The organism is Paenibacillus pinisoli, assembly GCF_003605435.1.
Lineage (GTDB): Bacteria > Bacillota > Bacilli > Paenibacillales > Paenibacillaceae > Pristimantibacillus > Pristimantibacillus pinisoli.
The window spans coordinates 622,949-645,098 of sequence record NZ_QXQB01000002.1; the positions used below are offsets into that span (position 1 = coordinate 622,949).

Genomic DNA, 22,150 nt, shown 5'->3' on the forward strand with positions numbered 1-22,150 from the left:
ATATAAACGGCATATTATGCAGGCGTTAAGAAATGGTAAATGCGGGAACGGGCTTTACAGACCCGGAAGCTCTCGCCAAAATAACGAATAGCCCTTAAGCAGGGGGGCTTAAGGGCTTTTCGCCTATGAGGGGGTTTGGAGAACGTAAGTTTATATTATTGTGCGTAATACCAGTTCGTATCGAGGCCGGTCACGGGACAGTACGGGAACTTATCCCCTTCCTTGAGCGCAGTGCGGCGGCCTGCTTCGCAAATATAATCGCCTTCTCGCTCAACATATTCACCCGTCCGGTATGCCGTATCTGTTTGACTCATGGGACATGCACCTCTTTCGATTTAGTTGGCAAGCCGCCGTCGGTTCGTTAAGCGCCTGCAGCGACTTGCTTGTTCTTCCTTAACCCGATTCCGCCAGCTTGAAACAGCAAATCCATTATTTTTTAGAACGAGAGAAAGACTGGAGCGCTTGACCGAGCTTCTGGCGCGCCGTCTTGTTCTTCAGCAAATAAGCCGTACCCACGCCGAGTGCTGTAAACAGCCATTTTTTGCCTCGCATCGTCATAACCTCCTTTATCCCTTGATAGCCATGTATACCCGTTAGACGCCGCAATCAATCAGCCAGTTCTCCGCTAAGACCCGATCTTGCCCACTATTAGCGCCAGCGGACTCCAGCTTAGCCAGTCACAAAAAAACCTCCCGGCATTTTCGCCGAAAGGTCCCTTCTAGTTTTATAAGTATAGAGCTCGAAACATCAGTATCTTCAAGTGAATTGCCTATAGCGGAATTCGGTATTCCGAGTTCAGCTCGATAATATGCTCGCCTTCGTTGTATACCCAGCTGAACTCGAAGGCATTGCCCTCATAGCGGGTTCGTGTGCGAATATCCGGCACAATGGTAGAGTCCATGTGGCTAATAATGATCTCTTCCATCTCCCGCAGCTTCCGCAGCGTGTCAACCGCCAGCGCCGATGCTACATCCTCAGGCTGCGAATGCAGGAAGTAGCGCAGAGCAATCTCCTCATGAGACAGACCATCCTCCAGCGCGTAGCCGGACTTATTCAGCACTTCCTTCACTGTATTGATCCAGTCGGTGACCAAATCCATTGTAATCTCGTACATGATGCATACCCCTATTCCCAATATCATTGCCTTGTTTACCCTATCACAACCGAACAAGGGCATGCAACAAGGCTAAATCGAACCGTCCCACTCCGCATGAAATTGCGCCACATATTGCTCCATATAGCGGTGCCTCTCCTCGGCAATCGCCATCGCGGATGGCGTATTGATTCGATCCTTCAGCTTCAGCAGCTTCTCGTAAAAGTGATTGATCGCCGTACTGCCTTCATTGCGGTACTGCTCTTTCGTAATGGAATCGCGCGGCTTGATCGCCGGATCATAGATCGGATCGCCTATCTTGCCCGCATACAAGAAGCATCTGGCAATGGCAATCGCCCCGATTGCGTCCAGCCGGTCCGCATCCTGCACCACCTGGCCCTCCAAGGTACGCATCGGCGGGTTCAGCCCCGCATTATAAGACATTGTCGAGATAATCCCGATCACATGCCCGCGATCCTCCGCCGCAACAGGCTGGCTCTCCAGCCACTCCTGCACGCGCCGCAAACCGCTTTCCTTGGAATCATTCAGCTTCTCGTCGGCCACATCATGCAGCAATGCAGCGAGAAGCGCTACGAACCGGTCCGCGCCTTCAGCCTCGGCCAGCCGCTCCGTCATCTTCGACACGCGATGGATATGCCACCAGTCATGTCCCGTATCATCCTTCTCATGGAATGCCTTGGCAAATGCAACAGCCGCCGCAATAATGGCGTCTTGCTGCTCTTTATCCGTGATGGCCGTCATCCTCTTCACCTCTTAATCGAACAAAATAAGATAAGATATAGGATACCAAAAGCAGCATCAAGGGTACAACCGATATCAATACGCGGAAAGTCGTCTCGGGATCGTCTCCCGGCTTATCCCCGCTTTCATAGCCGAATATCATGCCTACGATGAGAAAGGCAAGCGCAGAGATGAGTCCGCTGGAGCGCGTAATAAAGCCGCTGACAGCCGTATAGATACCCTCGCGCCTGCGGCCTGTCTCCGCAAAGTCGCGGTCGATGATCAGGCTGTTGACGACAGGCGGCGTGACAAGGAAGCCCGCTAGTCCGAAGCCAACGATGATGCCCGCAAGAATCCCGCCTAGCAGGGTGCTGCCGAACCAAAGCGGAATGACCGATACGGCATAGGCAAGCAGCGAGAAGCGCCATGCTTTGACAGGGTCCATCCGTTTAATAATCCAGAACCATACGCCGACAAGCGGAATAACCGACACAAAGATAGATGCGAGCAAAACTGTAACCATACCCTCTTCGACACGAAGCACATACTTGGCATAGAACGGTATCATTGAGCTCAGCAGGCCGTTGACCGTCTGGGCGAATGAATTGGATATATTGAAAATCCAGAACGGCTTGTTCGTCAGCGTAGCCGCAAACGACTCCTTCAGCCCCATCTTCGGCGTGTCACGATAAGCTGTATCTTCCTGCGTAAAGCGCATACATAGAATCATAAATACAACAAACATGAATCCGAATATGATCGACATGCTGCCAAAACCAAGCGCATTGAACAAAATAGGCGCGACAGCGGATCCAATCAGAATCGCAACGATTTGGTAGCCCTGCTGAATGGCAGACGCTTTCTTCCGTATCGTATCCCCCCGGAACAATTCCGGGAATAGCGCTCCGTAATTCACCCATATAATCGTCGCGACGGCTTCATAGAACAATAGCGCAATAAGGAACCAGGTGAACAGCCCGATCTGGCTCATGCCCTCCGGCGCGCTGAACACTAGCACAAAGGCGATCATGAACAACGGAACCGACGCATAAATCCAAGGTTTTCTGCGTCCGTGCTTGGTGTTCGTCCGGTCGGAGAAATATCCAGCCATAGGCTGATTGACCGCGTCCCAGATCATAAAGATCGTTCTCGCGAGCGTCGCCAGCCCAAGCCCGAGCCCAAGCTTATCTACATAATAGTAGCTGTAAAACGTGCTGAACGCATGACTGGGAATCATCATCGCCAGCATGCCGAACGCATACATCCACGGCGAATTGACCGCCTTTCCTTGTCCCATACCGCTTCACCCGTCCCGAGAGAGATTGACATTCCTTCCTTCAGCATACTTGTATTGCTACATCCTGGCAATAAAAAATTCGACATGCCCGGCTCGCCTTATGAAGAAGAATGTCATCTGTCCGCAGAACCCGGCACTCTGCTTCCAAGCCCGGAAAATCATGAAGGCATCCAGTCCGCAAAGCGCTTCGCCAAGTAAGCCAGCTTCTTCTCCTTCTGCTTGGAGCCGCCGCCCTCATGGCCGTTGAACGGATAGATGACAATCTCCTTACTGCTCGTAATCCGGTTGTAGGTAGCGAAGTACATCAGCGCCGGGCAAGTCTCATCCTTGAGCGCTACAGAGGCAAGCACAGGGCAGCTGATCCGGTCAGCCATATTCATGGTATCAAAATAGCTCAGGGTGTCCATCACATCATTCGTCTGCTCCGGATGCTTCTTCAAGTAATCCGCGACAGCGGCGAATGCCCCATGGTTGCCCATTACGCGGGCAATCAGATTGCTGTTGCTTGGCACATCGACCATGGCAAGCTTGGGGCGGCGATCGAGCGCCGCAACCGCCATGGCAAGCGCGCCGCCCTGGCTCCCGCCTTCCAGCACGATTCGTTCAGGATCGATCTCCTGCTGTCCGCAAGCAAAATCTATCGCCTTCAAACAATCCATATAGACGTAGCGGTAGTAATATTCGCGCTTGTCCTGTATGCCCTTGCTCGCCACATTGCTCATGAAACCGTGAGAATAATGGGCGTGATTGCCCGTCCCGCCCCCTTGATCGCGGCAATCGATCGACAGCACAGCCATGCCCATCATCAGCCAATGCATGAAATCGGACGGCTCCCCCCGGTTATGGGCGAAGCCGTGATAATGAATCAGACACGGCAGGCGCTCTTCCCGCTCTCTCCCCGGTATCAGCAGCCAGCCCTTGATGCGGGTATCATCCATTCCGTTGTAAGCAATATCATACACCTTCACGCCCCGTACCGGATACGCAACCTGAGCCCTCTCCGGCTGCAGCGGAATCCGCTCTGCCTCCTCCATTGTCTCCTGCCAAAAAGAATCAAAATCATCCCGCTTCGTCAGCGGCGGACGGTAATTGTACAGCTCTCTTGTTACCTCTTCCATATACCCCATCTTGCCATTCCCCCCAGGATAGCTCGCGTTATTGGTCTCATCATAGCATGTGCAACTAAAAAAGGCTCCCCGGTTATCAGGAGGGCCCAAGGCGGTTCTACTATTCTGCTTCCGTGTGTCAGCCCGCCTCAGAAATAGGCTCGTCTAGCCGCTATGCTGACGGCTTCCGTACTGGACTGCGCGCCCAGCTTCTCAAAGATCACTTTCTTGTGGTGGTTCACCGTCGATTCCTTGATCTTCAGCTTATGCGCAATAGACTTCACGGTCTGCCCTTCCGAGATTAGCCGAAGCACATGGATTTGCCGTTCGGTCAATACCGGCTTATTCATCTCGCTCTCGATATCCGGAATGCTCAGCATATGCATCGAGATCAGCTTGGCAATGGCAATAAGCTCGCTCTTCAGCTCCTCGTCGACAGTCGAGACATCCAGATAACCGAGCAGCGTATTGCCCACTGTCAACGGCATCGCGTAGCAATGCCAGTTCTGGAAGAAGGGACTCTCATGCTCCTCCGGCTTCAAATATACGGAGCTGCGCCGCTCCATCGCCTCGGAGATCGCGTTCACGCCGCAATTTTCCCTGGAGAACACCAATCCCACCCTAATGGGGGACTGCTCCACCAGATCCTTCATCTCCGCGCTATTGTCCATTGCGAGCAGCTCGCCTTTGTCATCGGTTAATAAAAATAAATATTCGCCGGTCAAGTGCTCCTTTACCGCTTGAATCGATTCCAAAAACGTGTTCGTCCATACATTCATCTCTCTATTCCCCAACCTTCAAAAATGCCGGAACGCCCCTATGAATGGTCTGCGCTTCCCGTGCATTCCATATCTTGAAACACTCGTCCTTCATAGTCTAGCCTATCTTTTAACCGCTTTCAATATCTGGAAGGAGATCGCAAAGCTCATTTTTCCGGCAAGATAGCCGTCATTTTTTAAGCCTTGCAAAGAGCAAGTATATTAATGTTAGTAAATATAACATAATATAAATATACCCCTTCATTTATCGAGATTTGTGTTATATTATATAACATATACATTACAGACCGGAGCGGTCGATCGACACGACTCCATGCCAAGAGGGAGAGGTGCATCATGAAAATTGCCTTAATTGCCCATGATTCCAAGAAAAACGAGATGGTCAACTTCGTTATCGCCTACAAGCATATTTTCGAAAAGCATGACATCTACGCCACCGGCACAACAGGCACGCGCATCATGATGGAAAGCAAGGTTCCCGTCAACCGGATGAAATCCGGCCCGCTAGGAGGCGACCAGCAGATCGGCTCCATGGTCGCCTCCAACGAGATCGATCTGGTTGTCTTCCTTCGCGACCCTCTTGTCGCCCAGCCGCATGAGCCTGACATTATCGCCCTGCTGCGCTTGTGCGATGTGCAGTGCATCCCTCTCGCCACTAATATTGCTACAGCCGAGCTGCTCATTAAATCAATGGAACGTGCGGACTTTGCATGGAGAGATGTCGTGAAGCAGAAGTACAAGTTCGTAGCCTCAACCGGAACGGAGGGCTAACCCGCTCCACATCCCTCAATAACTCCCCCAATAAGACGGCCAGCCGGATCGATACCGATTCCGGCAGGCCGTCTTATTGTTGATCCCGCTTGCATTACGGTCCCGAATGGGATACACTACATACAAATTAGAGTAATTACTCTAAAACGGAGGTGAACCATGAGCCGTACCAAAGAGCGAATCCTTCACATTGCAGTAGGGCTGTTCAATTCTGAAGGAACAGGCCCCGTCTCGACCAATCATATCGCAGATGCGGCCGGCATCAGCCCCGGCAATCTCTATTACCACTATCCCAACAAAGCGGCTATCATCCGTGCCATCATGGATGCTATGTATACCGATTGGAATGCCGTATGGGAGCTTCCATCCCATCGCGAGCCCAGCCTGTCGGATTTGCAGTCCAAGCTGCATGACAACTTCGAGTTGCTATGGCGCTACCGCTTCTTCTACCGGGAAGCAATTGCTCTATTCCAGCAAGACGAGGAGTTGAAAAGCAGGCATATCGCCATGACGATGCAGCGGTTCGCCGATCAAGGCGCCTTTGCCAAACGCTTTATCGCTGCGGGCGTGCTTCACTCCTTCCGCGACGAAGCCCATATCGAACAGACGTTAACCGTCTGCTGGATGATCGCCATGAATTGGCTATCCTTCCTGGAGATGAACGGCTTGGAGATTAACGAGCAGCAATTCGCCAGAGGCGTCGCTCTCATCGAGACATTGCTGGAGCCCCACATATCGCATGCAAAGGAGGAACCAGACAATGGAACCTAAGAAAAACTCCGCCCAGCCGCAAGTATCGAGGAGGTCCTTCCTCAAAGCCGCCCTTGCGGGAGCCGTCATCGTCTCCGGCGGCACCGTATGGAAGGCGATCGATCAGGGTGTTTTCTCCGCTGGGAAAGGCCCTGCCTATGAAGCATGGAGGGATTGGGAAAGCGCCATGGAAGCGGCTCCCCATCCCATGCCTCTGATCAAGGCTGCTATTCTCGCAGCGAATGCACATAATGCACAGCCTTGGCTGTTCCGTATCAACGGCAATGTGATAGATCTCTTTGCCGATATATCCAGAAACTTGGGCTCAATGGACCCTATGCTTCGTGAGATGCATATCAGCTTGGGCTGCGCTTTGGAGAATTTGATACTGGCCGCACGCGCAAGCGGTTATTCGGCAGAAGCAACACTGATGTCCGGTGGGCATGAGCAGATTCATATCGCCAGAATCGCATTGACGCCCGGTGAGAAGAGCATCTCCGAACTATACAAGGCTATCCCGAACAGACATACAGACCGCTCCGCCTTCGAACGGACTTCAGAGCTGCCTTCAAGTCTGCACGCTTCCCTGCAAGGACTCATTGGCCAAGATGACGAGGTCTCACTTGCCTGGCTTCAGGATGAGCCGCTTAAATCAACGATGGGCGACATAATCATTAACGCCACGAAAGCGATTATTTCCGATGCCGAGCAGTCCAGAGACAGCCACCGCTGGTACCGCCATGACCGGGAAGTGCTTCATGCCATGAAGGACGGCACGACGCTCGATGCAACCGGCAGCTCGCCGCTCACACGGGCGATTGGCAAGCTGTTCCCGGTATCCGAGGCCACATCCAATCAATATTGGCTCAAGTCGACGAGGGATACGCAAGTTCCGACCGCCGGCGCGTTCGCATGCCTGCTCGTGCCAAATCGCGACCGGGCAAGTCTGATCAGAGCTGGCCAGGTTTTTCAGCGCATGCATCTATGGGCAGCGGCGAACGGATGGGCAGTCCAGCCGATGAACCAGCCTAATGAGCGGATTGACCGTGAGCACGAGAAGGATCTTGCGCCTAGCTTCAGAGAGGCTCTGGAAAAGCTGATCCCGCTCCCGGGCTGGCACAACATCTTTACTTTTCGTATCGGCTCCCCCGCGAATGTTCCTCTGCCCAGCCCGCGGCGCCCAGCCGAGGATGTATTATGGCGGAGCATCCCTTAACCGCTCCGCTTACAACAAAAAGACACCCGGCGTTAAGCAGCAGCGCCGGGTGTCGCATTTTCGTTTGTATGCATAAGTTCATCCTATTCCTTACATCACAGCATCCAGCTCATGCATAGGCCTAATCAAATTCTGCTTCATCCACTTGGCAGCTTCATCCGAACTGCGCTGCTCGAGCGCCTCTATAATCTTCGTATGCTCCTCGACAGAAGCCAGCGTCGCCGCAACCGGCTGCTTCAGGAACACATACTTGAACCGGCGGATATGAATTTGCAGCGATGCGCTGAAGGATGCCACATAGCTGTTGTCGCACAGCTCGACAATGAGATTATGAAACTGCTCGTCCAGCTCCATGGCCGGATATGGCTGGCCGGATTCAATCGCCTGCGCAAACTCCGCATTCAGTGCCGTAAGCTGTTCAATCTGCTCCGCTGTAACAAGCTGGGCCGCACGCTCGGCAGCCAGCGCATGAAGCGCCGCAAGCGTCGGGTACAGCTTCTGCAAGTCCTCGCGTTCAATATTCGTCACCCTGGTCTCTTTGCCCGGCTGCATCACGACCAGCCCCTGTACCTCCAGAAGCTGAAAGGCTTCCCGAATCGGCGTGCGGCTGACGGCAAGCGTCTCGGCAAGCTCCGCATCGATCAGCTTCTCTCCGGGGAGCAGCGTTCCTTCAATAATCCAGCGCTGGATTTGGGCAAATGCCCGCTCTTTGGCCGATAATCTGGCCGGCGTGGCAAAGTTTTTCGGTACTGGCATCACATTTCCACCTCAGTCTAATTCATTCATATGCAATATATCGGATAATTCGCTATGATGCAAGATAGCCAGCTTCTGACGCGGGTATACGGCCCCGCCAAATATTTGCGCACAACAAACAGAGCCTGCGGCTCACGTTATTCCGCCAAGCTCTGTTCGTCCTTCCTTTCTGCCAACCTCTTCTGACTCAAGGCTTGGTGCCCTTGTACTTGCCAGTCGTCGTCAAATGGACATGAATATCGATTTTGCTAATGGAGTCTTTGGTCAGTATATAGGGCTTGCTCGCTTTCATCCGGTTAAATTCCTTTGGATATTTTCGATAAAACTTTTGCGTCAATTCAAAAGGGTCGCTTTGGATACGGAGCCCATGATTAAATGTCTTTTTAATTTCCTCGCGAATATCCTCTTCCGCATAACGGGCCAGCGTCTCCAGATCGGCGTCCTTCACAATCTCCATTACGTAACCATCCGTGTCCACCCGCATGTCAAAACGAGGCTCTCCATTTTCCATATAGGAGCGAACGCGCATCTTCGGATGCTTGAACATAATCGTGGCAATCGCTTCCCCGCCCCTGTCGACTTCAATCGGTGTGCGCTCCAGACGAGAATCATCCCATCTGACGCCGGTCAGCTGCTCGGAAGACAGCCAGCCGATCATCTTCATCCCGTGGAAGAAATAGGCGCCGGATATCAGGGGCATCGGCTTGGCCTTCTTGTCCTCCGTCCAATCCACATCGTCAAAATCAATGGAGGGAATGTAAGCAGGCTCTCCTTTTTCATTGAGATAAGCGATGACCTTGTTTCCTGTAACCGGAAGAACGATAGACTGCACGGAGCTCATCTGCGAGGCTGTGAACATCGTCGTATCAAGCGGCGACAAATTCAATATCGATTTTTGCGTCAAAATATCCTTGATTGGACGCCTAGTGCCATAGACGAGTACGTTATAGCGCACCTCCCGATACCGATTCACCGTACCATAAATATTGTTGACCCCCATCTTCATAGCGCTCTCCGACATGACCGCTACCTTAACATGCCCCCAGAACATCCGAAGCTGTGCGGTTCTGCCGACATCCGTCAGCGCAAGCGCCAGCGTATCCCCTTTGCCCTCGCCCACCCAGACCGGGAAGCTCTTGCCCAGCGCAATCTGTTCCGTTCGAGCTACCGTGGCAAAATTAAGAATTTGCGCATAGGCGATCCACTTTCCATCCGCATAATCGATGCCGATCGCCGTTGCGTAAGCCATATTCTGCACCTCCGGCAGCCGGGTGCAGCCTCCGGTAAGCAAGCAGACGAGAAGCAAGATTACGAAGCGCCGCCCGCGCATTAAGAGTCCCCTCCTTTTTGACTGTCCGAATCAATGGTCTTGAGTGCGGAAGGCCGTTTTTTGATCAGACGGTATGGAAGCCGGAGGAACGACATGACCAATTCCCTGGCACTAAGGGGGGAGAGCGGCGCCAGATAAGGAACGCCGAATGAGCGCAGGCTTGCCATATAGCTGACCAGAAGCACGAACCCGAGGATAACGCCGTACATGCCCAGCAGCGCCGATAGCAAGAAGAAGAACAACCGCAGAATGCTCACCTGTGTACTAAGCGTCTGATTGACCAGCGTTACGCCGGATACAGCCGTAATTGCCCCTACGACAACTACGGAAGGAGACACCAGTCCCGCCCGTATAGCAGCGTCTCCAATAATCAAGCCGCCGATCGACGTCAGCGTCTGTCCAATAGCGCTCGGCAGCCTGACGCCGGCCTCCCGGAAGATCTCCAGCAGCGTCAGCAGCAGGAACATCTCCATATGCGAGGATAGCGGCAGCCCTAGCCGCGATACCGAGATGGTCGCCATCATCCGGAATGGAATCTGGTCCTGATGAAAGGACATCAATGCAACCCAAATGGCTGGAAGAAAGATCGAGAGGAACAAGCTAAGCCCCCGGATGATTCTAGCGAACGATACATAGGTGTAATTGAAATGCGCGTCCTCCGGCGATTTCAGAATGAGCGACAAGCCAGCTGGCGCAATCAGCACCATCGGCAGTCCGTCCACCACGATGACGGCCCTGCCCGACAACAGACTGTTCACCGCATAATCGGGCCGTCCCGTAAAGTCCATGGTTGGCAGCAGCTTCAAGGTCGAATCCGACATCAGCTCTTCGATCTGGCTGGTGCTCATGATGCCGTCGACATCAATGGTGCCCAGCCGCCTCCGGATTTCTTCTAAGGTCTTCGGATTTATAATATCCCGAAAGTAAAGCAACGCGACGCGCGTACGGGATCTTTTCCCCAAAATAACCTCCTCAACTTGCAGCGACTGGGTTCTGAGCCTTTTGCGAATGAGCGCAATATTGACGGTAATGTCCTCTATGAAGCCGTCCCTTGGACCTTTAACCGATATCTCTGTGCTGGATTCATACGGCTGCCTTGTCGGCTTGTCCGCAATGCTCAAGCTGCCCATAATGCCTGCTTCCAGAAACAACAGAACAAGCTGTCCGTCGAACACAATCTCGGATAATTCACTGTCCGATTGGACCGTTATCTCCTGAACGGGCAGCACGCTTGACATATGTGCAATCGGATCGGCAAACGAACCATATTCCGCATAGATTCGATTCAGCTCAGGAAGCACGAACTGGCCAATATCGGACGAACGGGTAAGCCCGTCCGCATAGACCATGACCACATCAGGAGCCGTCCTGCCCCCGTATCTGCAGGCTTGGATAATGACATCGGACGCTCCTTCGAACAATGTCCGTATCCTTTCTTCCGTCCATGGCTCATTTTTCTGTTGTCCATTGCTCATGTCGCTTCCTCCTTCTTGGCAGATCCCCACACCAAGGCCACAAGCATCCATACAAACGATAACGCCAGCAGGATGATGAGCGATATCGGCATGTAGTACTTGTACATCCATATGTAGAAGGCGTACTCATTCACATTAAACTGCGTCAATACGGTATAGCTCGCCATAATGATGCCGATCGCCCAATATTTGCTCCGTTTCCCCTTAATCTGAAGCAGCTCGACCAAGAGATAGACCGACAGGCTGATTCTGATGCTCGCTCCCGACATCCATTGGAAAATAGACAGAAAGTCCAGATGCTCAATGAACTGGCCGATCTGCACCAGCCGCCATTGCTCGTAAGGCGAGGTCATTTGATGCGAAGCTTCGATAGGGCCGAATTCCGTAATCGCGCCAAGAATAGGCCCAAGCGTAATAATGGCGGAAAAAACGCCATAGGCGAGCAGCTGCCAAAGCTTGATTTTTTTATTCAAATGGTGCTGCAGCAGGATGATCGCCAGCAACTCCACGTAACCGGCGCCCGCATACACGACGCCGTCCATAACAGGCTGCACCCCGTTCTCCAGTATGGGCTGCAGCAGAGTGTAGTCTTTGTGGGGACCGTTGAACGTACTGACGAATATGCCTAGAATCGTAACGAGCGGCAGCAGAATGCCGGACACGATCGCAATGACTCGAATCCCCCATAGCGTCATGGCTGCACAGAAAAGGATGAGGCAGCCTACCAGCATCAATTTGGGTGTGAACGGCAAATAATTCGTCGCCGTCCAGGTCGTCGTATGAATAACCGTCATTCCGCCTATCAGAAACATCTGTATCACAATAGGAATGATGAGAAGCCAGGCAACAAACGGCGTCACCCGGCTGCTCAGCCACTTCTTCCAATGCTGCTGACCGGAGCGCTTCATAATGATATACAAGAGCGGCATCCACAGGAGAAACAAGCCGCCCGACACAAGAGCCGTTATCCACGAGTCCCTTCCGGACGCATCCAGAATCATCGGATTGACAATGACATGGCTCGCCAGGCCATTCGCCAAAGAAAACATCATAAAGACTTGGGCAAAATTGATTCTGTCGACGTTATTCTTCATGACCCGCTCCCTCCTCACGCAATCCTGCCGCCTCCGGCATCCCTTATTTATGCCCTCTCCAGTATTTTCTATGCCAAAATTATGAAACAAGCCGCCCTGTCACAGGCGGCTTTGCACTACTATATAAAACTAAATGCCAGGAAGAAACTCTCCCTTCATGATGTCCTGCGCATGCTCGTGCATGAGCGTACATGGGATCTGGCGTATATTTGAATGTAATCAGGAGCTCGCGGCCTTGCCTTTCTTTTTTCGCAAGATCAGCCCTGCAAGCAGCAGCAGCGGAACAATGAAGCAGAACATAAGATCAAACCAATTGTAATAGTATTTGATGATTTGGTTATACACCGTTATATTGGGGGTGCTGACGACGGTCAGAACCAGCATAATCATGCCGAGCGGGACCGTCAGCATGTCGCTGTCGCGAAGCTTGAACCATTGCGCCAAACCGCTTGTCAGGGCAAAAAACAACAGCAGCGTCTTGTAAAACACCGTGATAATCCATAAAAAAGCCAAAATCGCTTCCAAACGTTCCAGGAAGTTGCCCACCGTTATTTTCTGGGCAAGCAAGAACGTGGGATAATATTTGGTTTCCATTAAATTCGGCCCAAGTACGAGCACGCAAAGCGCAACAATGATGAACAGAAAGAGGCCGCCCGCCGCAAAGCTTTTGAGAATAGGCTTGGTCAAGCTTTTGTTGGTTGCTACATGAGGAACAAGCGCCAGCAATACGACCATCTCGATGAATGCAACGGACATGACCGGAATGGCCCCTTCCATAATAGGCCATAACCCTTCGGCTGCAACTGGCTTTACATTCTCTATCTTGGCTTGAGATAGAGATAAAATGGCCAACACCATGAACAAGGCCGTGAAAGCCGGGAATAATAGCTCTCCCATACGCGCAAAGGCTTCTACGCCATACCGGTATGCTACAATGACAACAGTCAAAAAAATTAATATAATCGCGTTTACAGGAGTCTCTGGCATCAGCTGTGTCGTCATGAATTGGCTAAGCTCGCTTACAAGCGTCAAGCCGCACATGAAAAAATTGAACAGAAAGAGCAGCCCGACCACACTGCCCAGCCATCTCCCAAACCCCCTCCGTGCAGCGGCAATGAGGCTGTCTCCCTGCATCCGATTCGCAATAGCGGCAAAAAATCCCCCTATTAGAAGACCGGCCGCGTAAGCAATAAGCATAGATAACCATGCGTTCTGCTTCGCTGAAGACGCAATGATGGTCGGCAATATCAAGATCGAATCTCCCGTCAGGCCAAGGATGATCAAGATTTGGAATTGCCTGACGGAAATTTTCGCATTCGTGAATTCCAAGCTAATCTCCCCTTATAAGGCGGCATAAATATTCACATGACCCAACTGAACATAATCTTCACTAGCTCGAACGGATTAGGGAGGCTGGCTTCCATCACAAGCGCGCTGTAGAGAGCGACCCCAATGGCCAACAATATGAAAAACAAAACAAGCTCGCGCTTGTGCTCTCTATGAATAAGACGGGGCACTTCCAGCCATACAGCTGCGGCCGCAATTGCGAATACACCAATTAATGAGCTCATCGGACTCTCCTTCGCTATGATTTCTTCAGCGTCGTATTGCCTGTCGTGCCCGTCTTGCGAATAAACACCTTAATGTCGTACCGAATCTTCGCTTCAGGAAAATACTTCTCGTTCCAATCATCCCTAATACGCTTCCAATAAGCGGGATGATCCTTGCCTAATTGATTGCCGAATCCGAATACATCCGATTGTAATGCCTTTGCCCGCTTAACCGCCGCTATAGCATTCGACTTAATGGATAATGCAGATTCCTCTTCCAGCTTGCTTATCGCAGCCGGGTCAGTCAGGTCGATATGCTTGCAAGGCATATTGACGACTGCAGCCTCCGTTCTTAACCCAATGGTAACGACAGGGGTGTCTTCCACCAGATCCGCTTTCATTTTGGTTTCCGAAGACGTAATTTCGATACCAATGTAGTGTCGTGAGCCGCATGGCAGCTCGATGGTGGAGCTCCGCAAATTATCCGTAATATCCGTGTAGCCCTTGCTCTCCTTTTCATTCAGCCACCCTACCAGGCGGTCTCCCTTGAACACGGCAATCCCTTTGTAGCGGTACCGCCTTGAAGGAAGGAACGATTTCACATTGCCAGGAGAGTCCCCTGCCTTGGGGTCGCCGAATAACTGGATGCCCGTCAACGCAAGCTCATAGCCGTCGCCAGACAGACGGTCAAGCACTTCGTCCATCGTAATAGAAACGGTAGGCGCCCACAGCTTCTCGGAGTTGCGCAGCGATTGAAGCATGCTGTACGTCGGCAATTTCTCGATTGGGGTATACAGCTTAAGCACATTCTCCGCTCTTGTCCCCCTGGCGACTACCAGATTAAAATCCATTCGCAGCTCATTGTCTCTTAGAATATTGTCAATAAAATCATGTACGCCTTTTTTGGCAAGCGCCTCGCTTACGACATAAAGCTGCAAATGGCCAAAATACATCTTCCGCGGCGCCTCTGCCGTTACCGCTCTTGCCGCTTCGAACACCGTCTTGCCTCTTCCTTGAAAAAGCGAACCCGGCGGACGCTCACCCGTTTTCTTCTGCGCCGATATTTCGCTCGGACTCACGACTTGAAAGGAAACGAGATATTCCCCTTCCTCCCAGTCAAGCCCGACTCCAAGCACAATCAATATCTCGTTCAGCTCGCGCCTGCTCCAACAGCCAGTAAGCATGGCCAGGCAAAGAACGATAATAGCCACTCTCGTCCACATGCTCGCTCCTCCTTACCTCGGCTTCCGTATCCGTGTGCTTCCAGTCCCTTGTGAAGTTCCGGGACGCCTGTACATGAGCCATCTCGGCAGCCGGACAAGCGTATCCTCCAGTTCGACCGCCCTGTATGGCGAGAACGGAGACATGAACGGCTCTCCGAAGGAACGAAGAGCGCACAAGTGAAGCAGCAGCACGAACAATCCCATTATGACGCCGAACAAGCCGAAGCTGGCGGCTACTCCCATGAAGGCAAAACGCAGAATCCGCACCGGAATCGACATGCTGTACGCGGGCAATGTGAACGTAGATATCGCCGTTACGGATACAACGATAACCATAGCGGCAGATACAATGCCCGCCTCCACCGCCGCTTGTCCGATGACGAGCGTCCCGACGACGGAGACCGCCTGGCCGATGGCCCGCGGCATGCGCAGTCCCGCTTCACGCAGAATCTCGAACGTAACCTCCATGACGAGCGCTTCGACAAACGCCGGGAACGGGACGCCCTCGCGCTGAGCAGCAAGGCTGAACAGCAAGGAGGCTGGAAGCATCTCCCGATGGAAGGTCGTAATCGCGATATACAGCGATGGAAGCAGCAAGGAGATGAATACCGTTATAAATCTCAAGATGCGCAGCAGGCTCGCATAGACAGACCTTTGATAATAATCCTCTGTCGATTGAAAGAACGACACCAGCTGTGTAGGAACGAGCAGCACATTCGGCGTGCCGTCGACGATAATCGCCACTTTGCCCTCCAGCAGCTGGGAAGCTACATTATCAGGCAGCTCGGAATTGAAGACCGTCGGAAATAAGGAATACTTGTCGTCCTCAATAAGCTCCTCAATATATCCGCTGTCCAGCACGCTGTCGATATCAATGGCTCGCAGCCGCTTTCGGGTCTCTTCAATAACCGATGGCTTCGCAATGCCGTTCATATACATTAACGTAACGTCAGTTTTGGTCATCCGTCCGATCGTCATCGTCTCCAGCCAGAGCCGCGGATCTTTTATTTTGCGCCGGATTAAAGAGGTATTGACTCGAAGCGTCTCGGTAAAGCTTTCACGCGGACCTCTGACAGAGGTCTGGTTCGTCGATTCGGTAACGTCGCGCCCCTTCCACTGGCGAATATCCGCCCGGTAAGCATAGGCCGCTCCATCTATAAGAATTATGGCTTCTCCCGAAAGCAGATTGCGGTATAAATCAGCCATCTCGCTAACCGTGTGTATAGCCCCCATGCCGAACAGCATCTCTTCGGCAATGCTTACGATATCCTTATCATGGGCTCCCTTCGACCGGTGCGCGTTGTCCTCGTGTCCATCATCCTTAACGGAACTAGAGAGCAAATTAGAAATAAAGCTATTAATAACAGCGGAGTCGGACAGGCCGTCTATATAGACGACCGCAGCCGCAATAGCCTCCGGCTTCTCTCGCCGAATCTCCCGGATCACGACATCATCGCTGTCGCCCAGATCCTGCAGAATCCTGTTCATGTTGGTTAAGACCGACGAATCGATCGGCATGGACTCATATTGCTCCCACAACCGGTCTTCTTGCTGATGGGTCCGGTTACGGGCTGCTTTCTTCTGCTGCATAGGCTATGCTACCTTCTCCTGTAGATCATCTCCTCCCATTATGACCATCGGCATATGGAGATAAACGCCAAAAACCTTGGCGCAAGTTGCACGCCAAGGAATGCTTTTCCTCTCATTATCTTTCAGCTTGATGATGCTCGCGGTATTCGGACGGCGTCATGCCCGCGAATTTCTGAAATACTTTTGTAAAATATCTGCGTTCCGAATATCCCGACGCCGAACCGATTTCCGTTACCGTTTTGTCCGTAGTCAGCAGCAGCGACTGCGCCATCTCCATCCGAAGCCGGGTGACATGCTCGACGAACGTCTCGCCAAAGTGCGACTTGAACAGCAGGCTGAAATAGCTAATGCTTATGCCAAGATAATTGGCAAGCTCCTCAACGCCCAGATCGCCTGACAGCCGCTTATGGATATAGTCCTTGGCAGCGAGCATCAGCATTTCGCCCGTTTTTTTGCTAAAGCCCTTTTCCATCGCGTTATCCACCAGCTCGATGATCATCTCCATCACATTTTTCACGCTAATGCTATGCTGCAGCTTCCTCCATATTTTCTCTTCGTCTTGCGGCACTATCATATTCATCTCTCTCAATTCGCGAAGAAGATGGAGCAGCAAGTAATGGAGCACCTTCTCCGCGCAGTAAAACTCTTGTTCCTGCTCCTTGCTTACGCAATGCTTCAAATCGGCCAGCGCCTCACTCATCGCGCTCTGATCCAGCTTCCTCATTCTCGAGACGATGACATCCACCGCGCGCCATAGGGACGGGTCTTCACGCAGCCCCGCATCGGATGCCTTGCCCCTGGCACAAGCCAGCTTCCAGCTGCCGGCGGACTGTAGAAGCATCCGCTGCAGCTTCTTGTACGCTGACTCCATTTCCGTTATCCGTACGCCTTCAGGATATGCTACGAAGCTGACCGGCAGCTTCATTCGCTCCCTCATGCCATCCCTCAGCTGCTGCAGCCGCTCGTTCGCATGGTCCTGGCGGGTACGCCAATTCGCGCCTCTTGCCCGCTGCTCGATGATGCACCATTCCCCTTCACGCAGCTGCATGACTGCGGCGGAGCCCCCGCCAGCCGCGGCCAGATGCTGAAGCGCCTCGGTCATTTCGGCATTCCGGCTTCTTCTCTCTTGATCCGACCATTGCAAGGAAAGCTGGGCATATTGATCGACATCGGCAAGATATAGCGAATACCAGAGACGATCAAGCGACTCTCCATGCTCCGGCAGCCAGAAGCTGTCGCTTTCCGTATGAAAGCCCAGCAGCGCATGATAGAGCTGCTTCTCGTATGCCATGCTTGCCATGCGTCCCCATCGCTCAATCTCTTGCATTCGATCCAGCTTTCGCGTTCGGATCTGCTCGCACACTTGCCGTACGGATTGCTCCAGCTGATCATAATCGATTGGTTTTAGAATATAGTCGCGAACCCCTCTTTGCAGCGCTTCCTTTGCATAATCGAATTCCTGATAGCCCGTCAGCATGAGAAAGTCGCATTCCACATTATCCTTCCGCGCTTCCGATAGGAATGCCATGCCGTCCATGACCGGCATCCGAATATCGCAAAGAACCAGATCCGGCGTCAGCTCCCGGAAGCGGTCGAGCGCTTCCTTGCCATTGCGCGCAAGCGCTATCACCTCAACCCTCATGTCCTCCCATGGCAGAACAGCCTTCAAGTTATGCAAGATCGGCAATTCATCATCAACCAGCATGACCTTTAATTTCATGAATATCACCCGGCCCCATCTTTGGTAGGATGCACTGCACCTTCGTCCCGAACCCCGGCATGGAGCAGATGAGAAGTCCATAGGTCGGGCCATACTGTATCCGAATCCGGTCCGCAACGCTGCGAATGCCAAGCCCTCTGCGTTCCGGGTTATGCTCTGCGCCTTCACGGCTTGGAACGACGTTGCATTCATCCGACGCCATGTATTGGAATCGGGCCAGAATAGCGCTGTCGATCCCGACGCCGTTATCCTCCACCGTTACCCCAATGCGATCGCCGCGGGAGCAAGCGCGAATGATAATGCTTCCCCTCCGCTCCAGGCCGTCGAATCCATGCTGAATGCAGTTCTCGACTAGCGGCTGCAGGGTCAGCTTTTGCAGCATACACCCCAGCAAATCCTCAGGGATATCAATGGAATAATCAAAGCTGTCGGCAAAACGGAACTTCTGAATTTCCAGATAGCTGACCAAATGCTCGATTTCCTGTCGCAGCGGAATTTCTTCCTGCCCCCGAAAGCTGATCCGCAATATGTTCGCTAATCTTAGAACCATCTGGCTTACTTTCCTGCCTTCATTCTGAACCGCAAGCACATTAATGGATTCCAGCGTATTAAAGATGAAATGCGGCTTGATCTGCGTCTGCAGGACACGCATTTCCGCACGATTCTTCTGTTCTTGCTCCTGTCTGATCCTCTCCAGCAAATGCTGAATGCGGGATATCAGGCTGTTCAATCCGCTAGCCAGCAGCCCCAGCTCGTCCTTCCCCTGCACCGCCATCCGGATGCCAAGGTCCCCCTCTTCCACTCTCCGCATGAAACGCACCACCCGAATAATCGTCTTCGCAATGCGATTGACCGAGAACAACAGGAACAACATGGCGAGCAGCACGGTTATTGCAAGCAAGGCTGCTACCCATCTTGCATACTGGTCAATTTGGCTCGATAACGAGCTCCATGAGGCGACGGACACCAGATGCCAATTCTCCTTATGGAGGCTTACGCTGGACACGATGCTATCCTCGGACTGAAAGGACTGTCTGGCGCTTAGAAACGACGGATTAAGCTGAAAACGATTGTCGGTATAGTCCGCAATCGCCCCTCCATTCATTTCTTGAGAGCTGTCATACAAGATTTGGCCTTCTTTGTTCACGATGAAAAATCGGGTGCTATACCGTTCCTGGTTAAAGCGAAAATAGCGGAATACGGCATCAAGGGCAGAGCTTTTGGTCTGAACAAGCAGAATCCCCTTATCCTCCAACGTCTCCAAATCCTTGACCACCCGTATTTGGGTAAAAATAGGATCTGAGCTTGTAAGCTCCGGATACTCGTATGGCCCCACCCATAAAGGCAAGCCATCGCGGCGGCGCACCTCCGAATAGATCGGATGCTCCTTCAGCTTGGAGAAGGGCAATGCTTCAAAATAATCCTTGGAATAAATCGGAATAACGCGGTTGTCTTCAAGCGGATACATAAGCGCAAAGCTAACGGAGGGATGGTTAATCAGCAGGCTGCGGAAATTTTGCTGAATCTCATTTAGCTCCAGCATATGAATCTGGGATAAGTGCTCCATGTCGTATCCCTTCTGATTCAGCATCTCCTGCAGCGCTATGCTCGCAATGGTGCTGTCTGTCACCTTGTTCATCTCGCTGAACACGAACTCGACGTTCTGCCGGAGCGCCCTCAGCGTCAGCTCCGCTTGCTGCGCATAATTTTTCTCCACCGCTTGCGTAATGAAGTAATAAGCCGCTATCCCCAGCAGAAATAACGGCAGGATGACTAGTGCAAGAAACGCAGCGAACAGCTTAAAGCGAAGTGACATGCCTCTCCCCTCCCGCCCTGGCTTTATCCCTTCACGCTTCCGGCCGTTATCCCTTCAATGATCTTGTCTTGCAGGAATGCATATAGGATAAGGACAGGCAATACGCTGAATACGATTCCCGTGCATATATACGCATAATTCGTCTGGTACGCGTCCCGGAAGCCCACCATGCCCGTTGGCAATGTGCGAAGCGCATCTTTGCTAATAAAAAAGTTGGATAACAAGTATTCGTTCCACACGCCCAGAAAGTTGACAATAAATACGGTCACGAGCGCCGGGACCGTAACCGGCATAATAATTCGGAAGAATAAGCCGATCGAGCCTAGTCCATCCACGATAGCCGCTTCCTCCAGCTCGGCCGGTATCGCCTTCATGAATGCGGCGATCAGCAGCACGCTGATCGGAAGCGCTCCGGCTGTATAAGGCAGAAACAACGACCAATGCGTATTCAGCAGCCCTAGATCGGATACGAGGATATATTGTGCAATGAACAGGACATTGCTCGGTATCAGCATGCCGATTAATACGGCTTGATAGATGACTTTGCTTGTGCGAAGCAGCTTCATGCGGGTTAAGGCGAATGCCGTCGCGGCCGAGAGGATGACGCCCGCTATACCGGATGTCAGCGACAGATAGGCGCTGTTGAAGAAATACGTGCTGATTTTGGCCGATACCCAGGCATCTATATAGTTTTGAAACACCAATTCCGTCGGGAAGCCAAACGGATTCTCCGCAATATCGATATTGTTGTCCTTCAAGGAGGAGAAGACCACGAAGACAAAGGGGACCAGCACAGCCGCAACATAGATCATGAGAACGATATGCGGCAGCGTTTTTCTTGCCTTGACGAGCAGCATCAGTAAGTCACCTCTTCCTTCGTGCGGCCAAAGGTCAATTGATAAAGGGCGGTTAGGACAAGCGCGATGACAAAGATGAGCATCGCGAGAGACGTGCCGTATCCGTATTCCCCGTAGCGGATCGCACGGTTGACCATATAGGAAGCCATGACCTCAGTCGAGCTGACCGGGCCTCCTTTTGTCATGACAAGCACAATATCGACAACTCTCATCGCTCCTGCGATTGACAGCATGACGATGACAGAGATAATTGGCTTGATGAGCGGAACGGTGATGCGAATCGCCCTCTGGAAGCCCCCGGCTCCGTCGATCTCTGCCGCCTCATTCAATTCTCGCGGAATAGCCAGTATCGCGGCCAATACCAGGACGATATAGAAGCCCATCCACTGCCATGCATTCGTGATGAGAATAGCCCATAGCGCATACCTCATATCTGCAAGCCAATAGATCGTATCAATGCCGAACAAGCCAAGAAATTTGTTGACGATGCCGACCTCCGGGTTATAGATGAATTGCCAAAGTATGCCGATGACGGCTGTCGACAGAATCGAAGGCACAAATACCGTTGTTTTGTAAAAGCCCTGCAGCCGCTTCACGCTGCCGATCAGAATAGCGAACATAATAATGAGCGGAACCTGCACGAACACCGAAAATAAGATGAAATACATATTGTTGACAATAGAATTTTGGAAATAAGGATCCTGCAGAGCCGTAGTGAAGTTATGGAAGCCGATATACTTGGGGTCATTCAGTCCGTCCCAATCCGTGAATGCGTAATATGCCGAAGACAGCATAGGATAAATAGTGAAGAGGAAGTACAGGCCGATCGTCGGAATGACGAAAAGGGCATATACATATGGATTTCTCAGGGCGCTTCTCATCTTCGTTCCTCTCTCCTTCCTGCAAGGTATAGCCGGTTGTGCCGATTGCAAGAGGAATCCCTCTATGCGTAGGAAGAAGACGCCGCCCATAGGGAGCGGGCTGCG

The 22,150-nt window shown here is 52.1% G+C and carries 22 protein-coding genes; 3 read left to right on the plus strand and 19 right to left on the minus strand.

The window, feature by feature from the left end:
* Positions 1-155: 155 nt before the first annotated feature.
* From D3P09_RS27630 to D3P09_RS10195, 7 genes are all read right to left on the minus strand, one after another.
* On the minus strand, positions 156-314 hold the full coding sequence (locus tag D3P09_RS27630; protein WP_165867377.1) for a hypothetical protein: 159 nt from the start codon (positions 312-314) through the stop codon (positions 156-158).
* A 115-nt stretch (positions 315-429) separates the two neighbouring features.
* Positions 430-552 carry a hypothetical protein gene (locus D3P09_RS28310; RefSeq protein ID WP_279387122.1) on the minus strand — a complete coding sequence of 41 codons (123 nt, stop codon included), beginning with the start codon at positions 550-552 and terminating at the stop codon, positions 430-432.
* Positions 553-769: 217 nt separating this feature from the next.
* Positions 770-1,114 carry a hypothetical protein gene (locus D3P09_RS10175; RefSeq protein ID WP_120109489.1) on the minus strand — a complete coding sequence of 115 codons (345 nt, stop codon included), beginning with the start codon at positions 1,112-1,114 and terminating at the stop codon, positions 770-772.
* Positions 1,115-1,186: 72 nt separating this feature from the next.
* Entirely contained in the window at positions 1,187-1,855 is a 669-nt protein-coding gene (locus tag D3P09_RS10180) for an HD domain-containing protein (RefSeq protein ID WP_120109491.1), read from the minus strand.
* On the minus strand, positions 1,836-3,131 hold the full coding sequence (locus D3P09_RS10185; protein ID WP_120109492.1) for an MFS transporter: 1,296 nt from the start codon (positions 3,129-3,131) through the stop codon (positions 1,836-1,838). The genes D3P09_RS10180 and D3P09_RS10185 overlap by 20 nt, the downstream gene beginning before the upstream one ends.
* 158 nt (positions 3,132-3,289) lie before the next feature.
* Positions 3,290-4,258, minus strand: coding sequence for an acetylxylan esterase (locus D3P09_RS10190; RefSeq protein WP_120109494.1), 969 nt, complete (start codon positions 4,256-4,258; stop codon positions 3,290-3,292).
* Positions 4,259-4,386: 128 nt separating this feature from the next.
* A complete protein-coding gene (locus D3P09_RS10195; protein WP_120109496.1) occupies positions 4,387-5,016 on the minus strand; it encodes a helix-turn-helix domain-containing protein in 630 nt (209 codons plus the stop codon).
* Positions 5,017-5,352: 336 nt separating this feature from the next.
* On the opposite strand from D3P09_RS10195, the gene D3P09_RS10200 reads away from it, so the two are divergent.
* The 3 genes from D3P09_RS10200 (at position 5,353) to D3P09_RS10210 (ending at position 7,753) form a co-directional block, all read left to right on the plus strand.
* Positions 5,353-5,787 (plus strand): methylglyoxal synthase, encoded by a 435-nt coding sequence (locus D3P09_RS10200; RefSeq protein WP_120109498.1) that lies wholly within the window; start codon positions 5,353-5,355, stop codon positions 5,785-5,787.
* Positions 5,788-5,946: 159 nt separating this feature from the next.
* Positions 5,947-6,558 carry a TetR/AcrR family transcriptional regulator gene (locus D3P09_RS10205; protein ID WP_120109499.1) on the plus strand — a complete coding sequence of 204 codons (612 nt, stop codon included), beginning with the start codon at positions 5,947-5,949 and terminating at the stop codon, positions 6,556-6,558.
* Entirely contained in the window at positions 6,548-7,753 is a 1,206-nt protein-coding gene (locus D3P09_RS10210) for an Acg family FMN-binding oxidoreductase (RefSeq protein WP_120109501.1), read from the plus strand. Before D3P09_RS10205 ends, D3P09_RS10210 begins: the two co-directional genes overlap by 11 nt.
* 90 nt (positions 7,754-7,843) lie before the next feature.
* Here the strand turns inward: D3P09_RS10210 and D3P09_RS10215 are convergent, their stop codons facing one another.
* The 12 genes from D3P09_RS10215 to D3P09_RS10270 form a co-directional block, all read right to left on the minus strand.
* On the minus strand, positions 7,844-8,509 hold the full coding sequence (locus D3P09_RS10215) for a GntR family transcriptional regulator (protein ID WP_120109503.1): 666 nt from the start codon (positions 8,507-8,509) through the stop codon (positions 7,844-7,846).
* Between the two features lie 187 nt (positions 8,510-8,696).
* Positions 8,697-9,839: a Ger(x)C family spore germination protein gene (locus D3P09_RS10220; protein ID WP_120109505.1), complete on the minus strand. Its 1,143-nt coding sequence runs from the start codon at positions 9,837-9,839 to the stop codon at positions 8,697-8,699.
* Positions 9,839-11,314, minus strand: coding sequence for a spore germination protein (locus D3P09_RS10225; RefSeq protein WP_120109506.1), 1,476 nt, complete (start codon positions 11,312-11,314; stop codon positions 9,839-9,841). The genes D3P09_RS10220 and D3P09_RS10225 overlap by 1 nt, the downstream gene beginning before the upstream one ends.
* Positions 11,311-12,408: a GerAB/ArcD/ProY family transporter gene (locus D3P09_RS10230; RefSeq protein WP_120109508.1), complete on the minus strand. Its 1,098-nt coding sequence runs from the start codon at positions 12,406-12,408 to the stop codon at positions 11,311-11,313. Before D3P09_RS10230 ends, D3P09_RS10225 begins: the two co-directional genes overlap by 4 nt.
* 219 nt (positions 12,409-12,627) lie before the next feature.
* A complete protein-coding gene (locus tag D3P09_RS10235; protein WP_165867378.1) occupies positions 12,628-13,737 on the minus strand; it encodes a GerAB/ArcD/ProY family transporter in 1,110 nt (369 codons plus the stop codon).
* A 32-nt stretch (positions 13,738-13,769) separates the two neighbouring features.
* Positions 13,770-13,979 (minus strand): hypothetical protein, encoded by a 210-nt coding sequence (locus D3P09_RS10240; RefSeq protein WP_120109512.1) that lies wholly within the window; start codon positions 13,977-13,979, stop codon positions 13,770-13,772.
* Between the two features lie 14 nt (positions 13,980-13,993).
* Entirely contained in the window at positions 13,994-15,181 is a 1,188-nt protein-coding gene (locus D3P09_RS10245; RefSeq protein ID WP_120109514.1) for a Ger(x)C family spore germination protein, read from the minus strand.
* 12 nt (positions 15,182-15,193) lie between these two features.
* Positions 15,194-16,771 carry a spore germination protein gene (locus D3P09_RS10250; RefSeq protein ID WP_120109516.1) on the minus strand — a complete coding sequence of 526 codons (1,578 nt, stop codon included), beginning with the start codon at positions 16,769-16,771 and terminating at the stop codon, positions 15,194-15,196.
* 115 nt (positions 16,772-16,886) lie between these two features.
* Positions 16,887-18,491, minus strand: coding sequence for a response regulator transcription factor (locus D3P09_RS10255; protein ID WP_165867379.1), 1,605 nt, complete (start codon positions 18,489-18,491; stop codon positions 16,887-16,889).
* Complete coding sequence (locus D3P09_RS10260) at positions 18,466-20,307, minus strand: cache domain-containing sensor histidine kinase (RefSeq protein ID WP_120109520.1); 1,842 nt, start codon at positions 20,305-20,307, stop codon at positions 18,466-18,468. Before D3P09_RS10260 ends, D3P09_RS10255 begins: the two co-directional genes overlap by 26 nt.
* A gap of 23 nt (positions 20,308-20,330) precedes the next feature.
* A complete protein-coding gene (locus D3P09_RS10265) occupies positions 20,331-21,164 on the minus strand; it encodes a carbohydrate ABC transporter permease (protein ID WP_120109522.1) in 834 nt (277 codons plus the stop codon).
* Entirely contained in the window at positions 21,164-22,045 is an 882-nt protein-coding gene (locus D3P09_RS10270) for a carbohydrate ABC transporter permease (RefSeq protein WP_120109524.1), read from the minus strand. Before D3P09_RS10270 ends, D3P09_RS10265 begins: the two co-directional genes overlap by 1 nt.
* Positions 22,046-22,150: the final 105 nt, after the last annotated feature.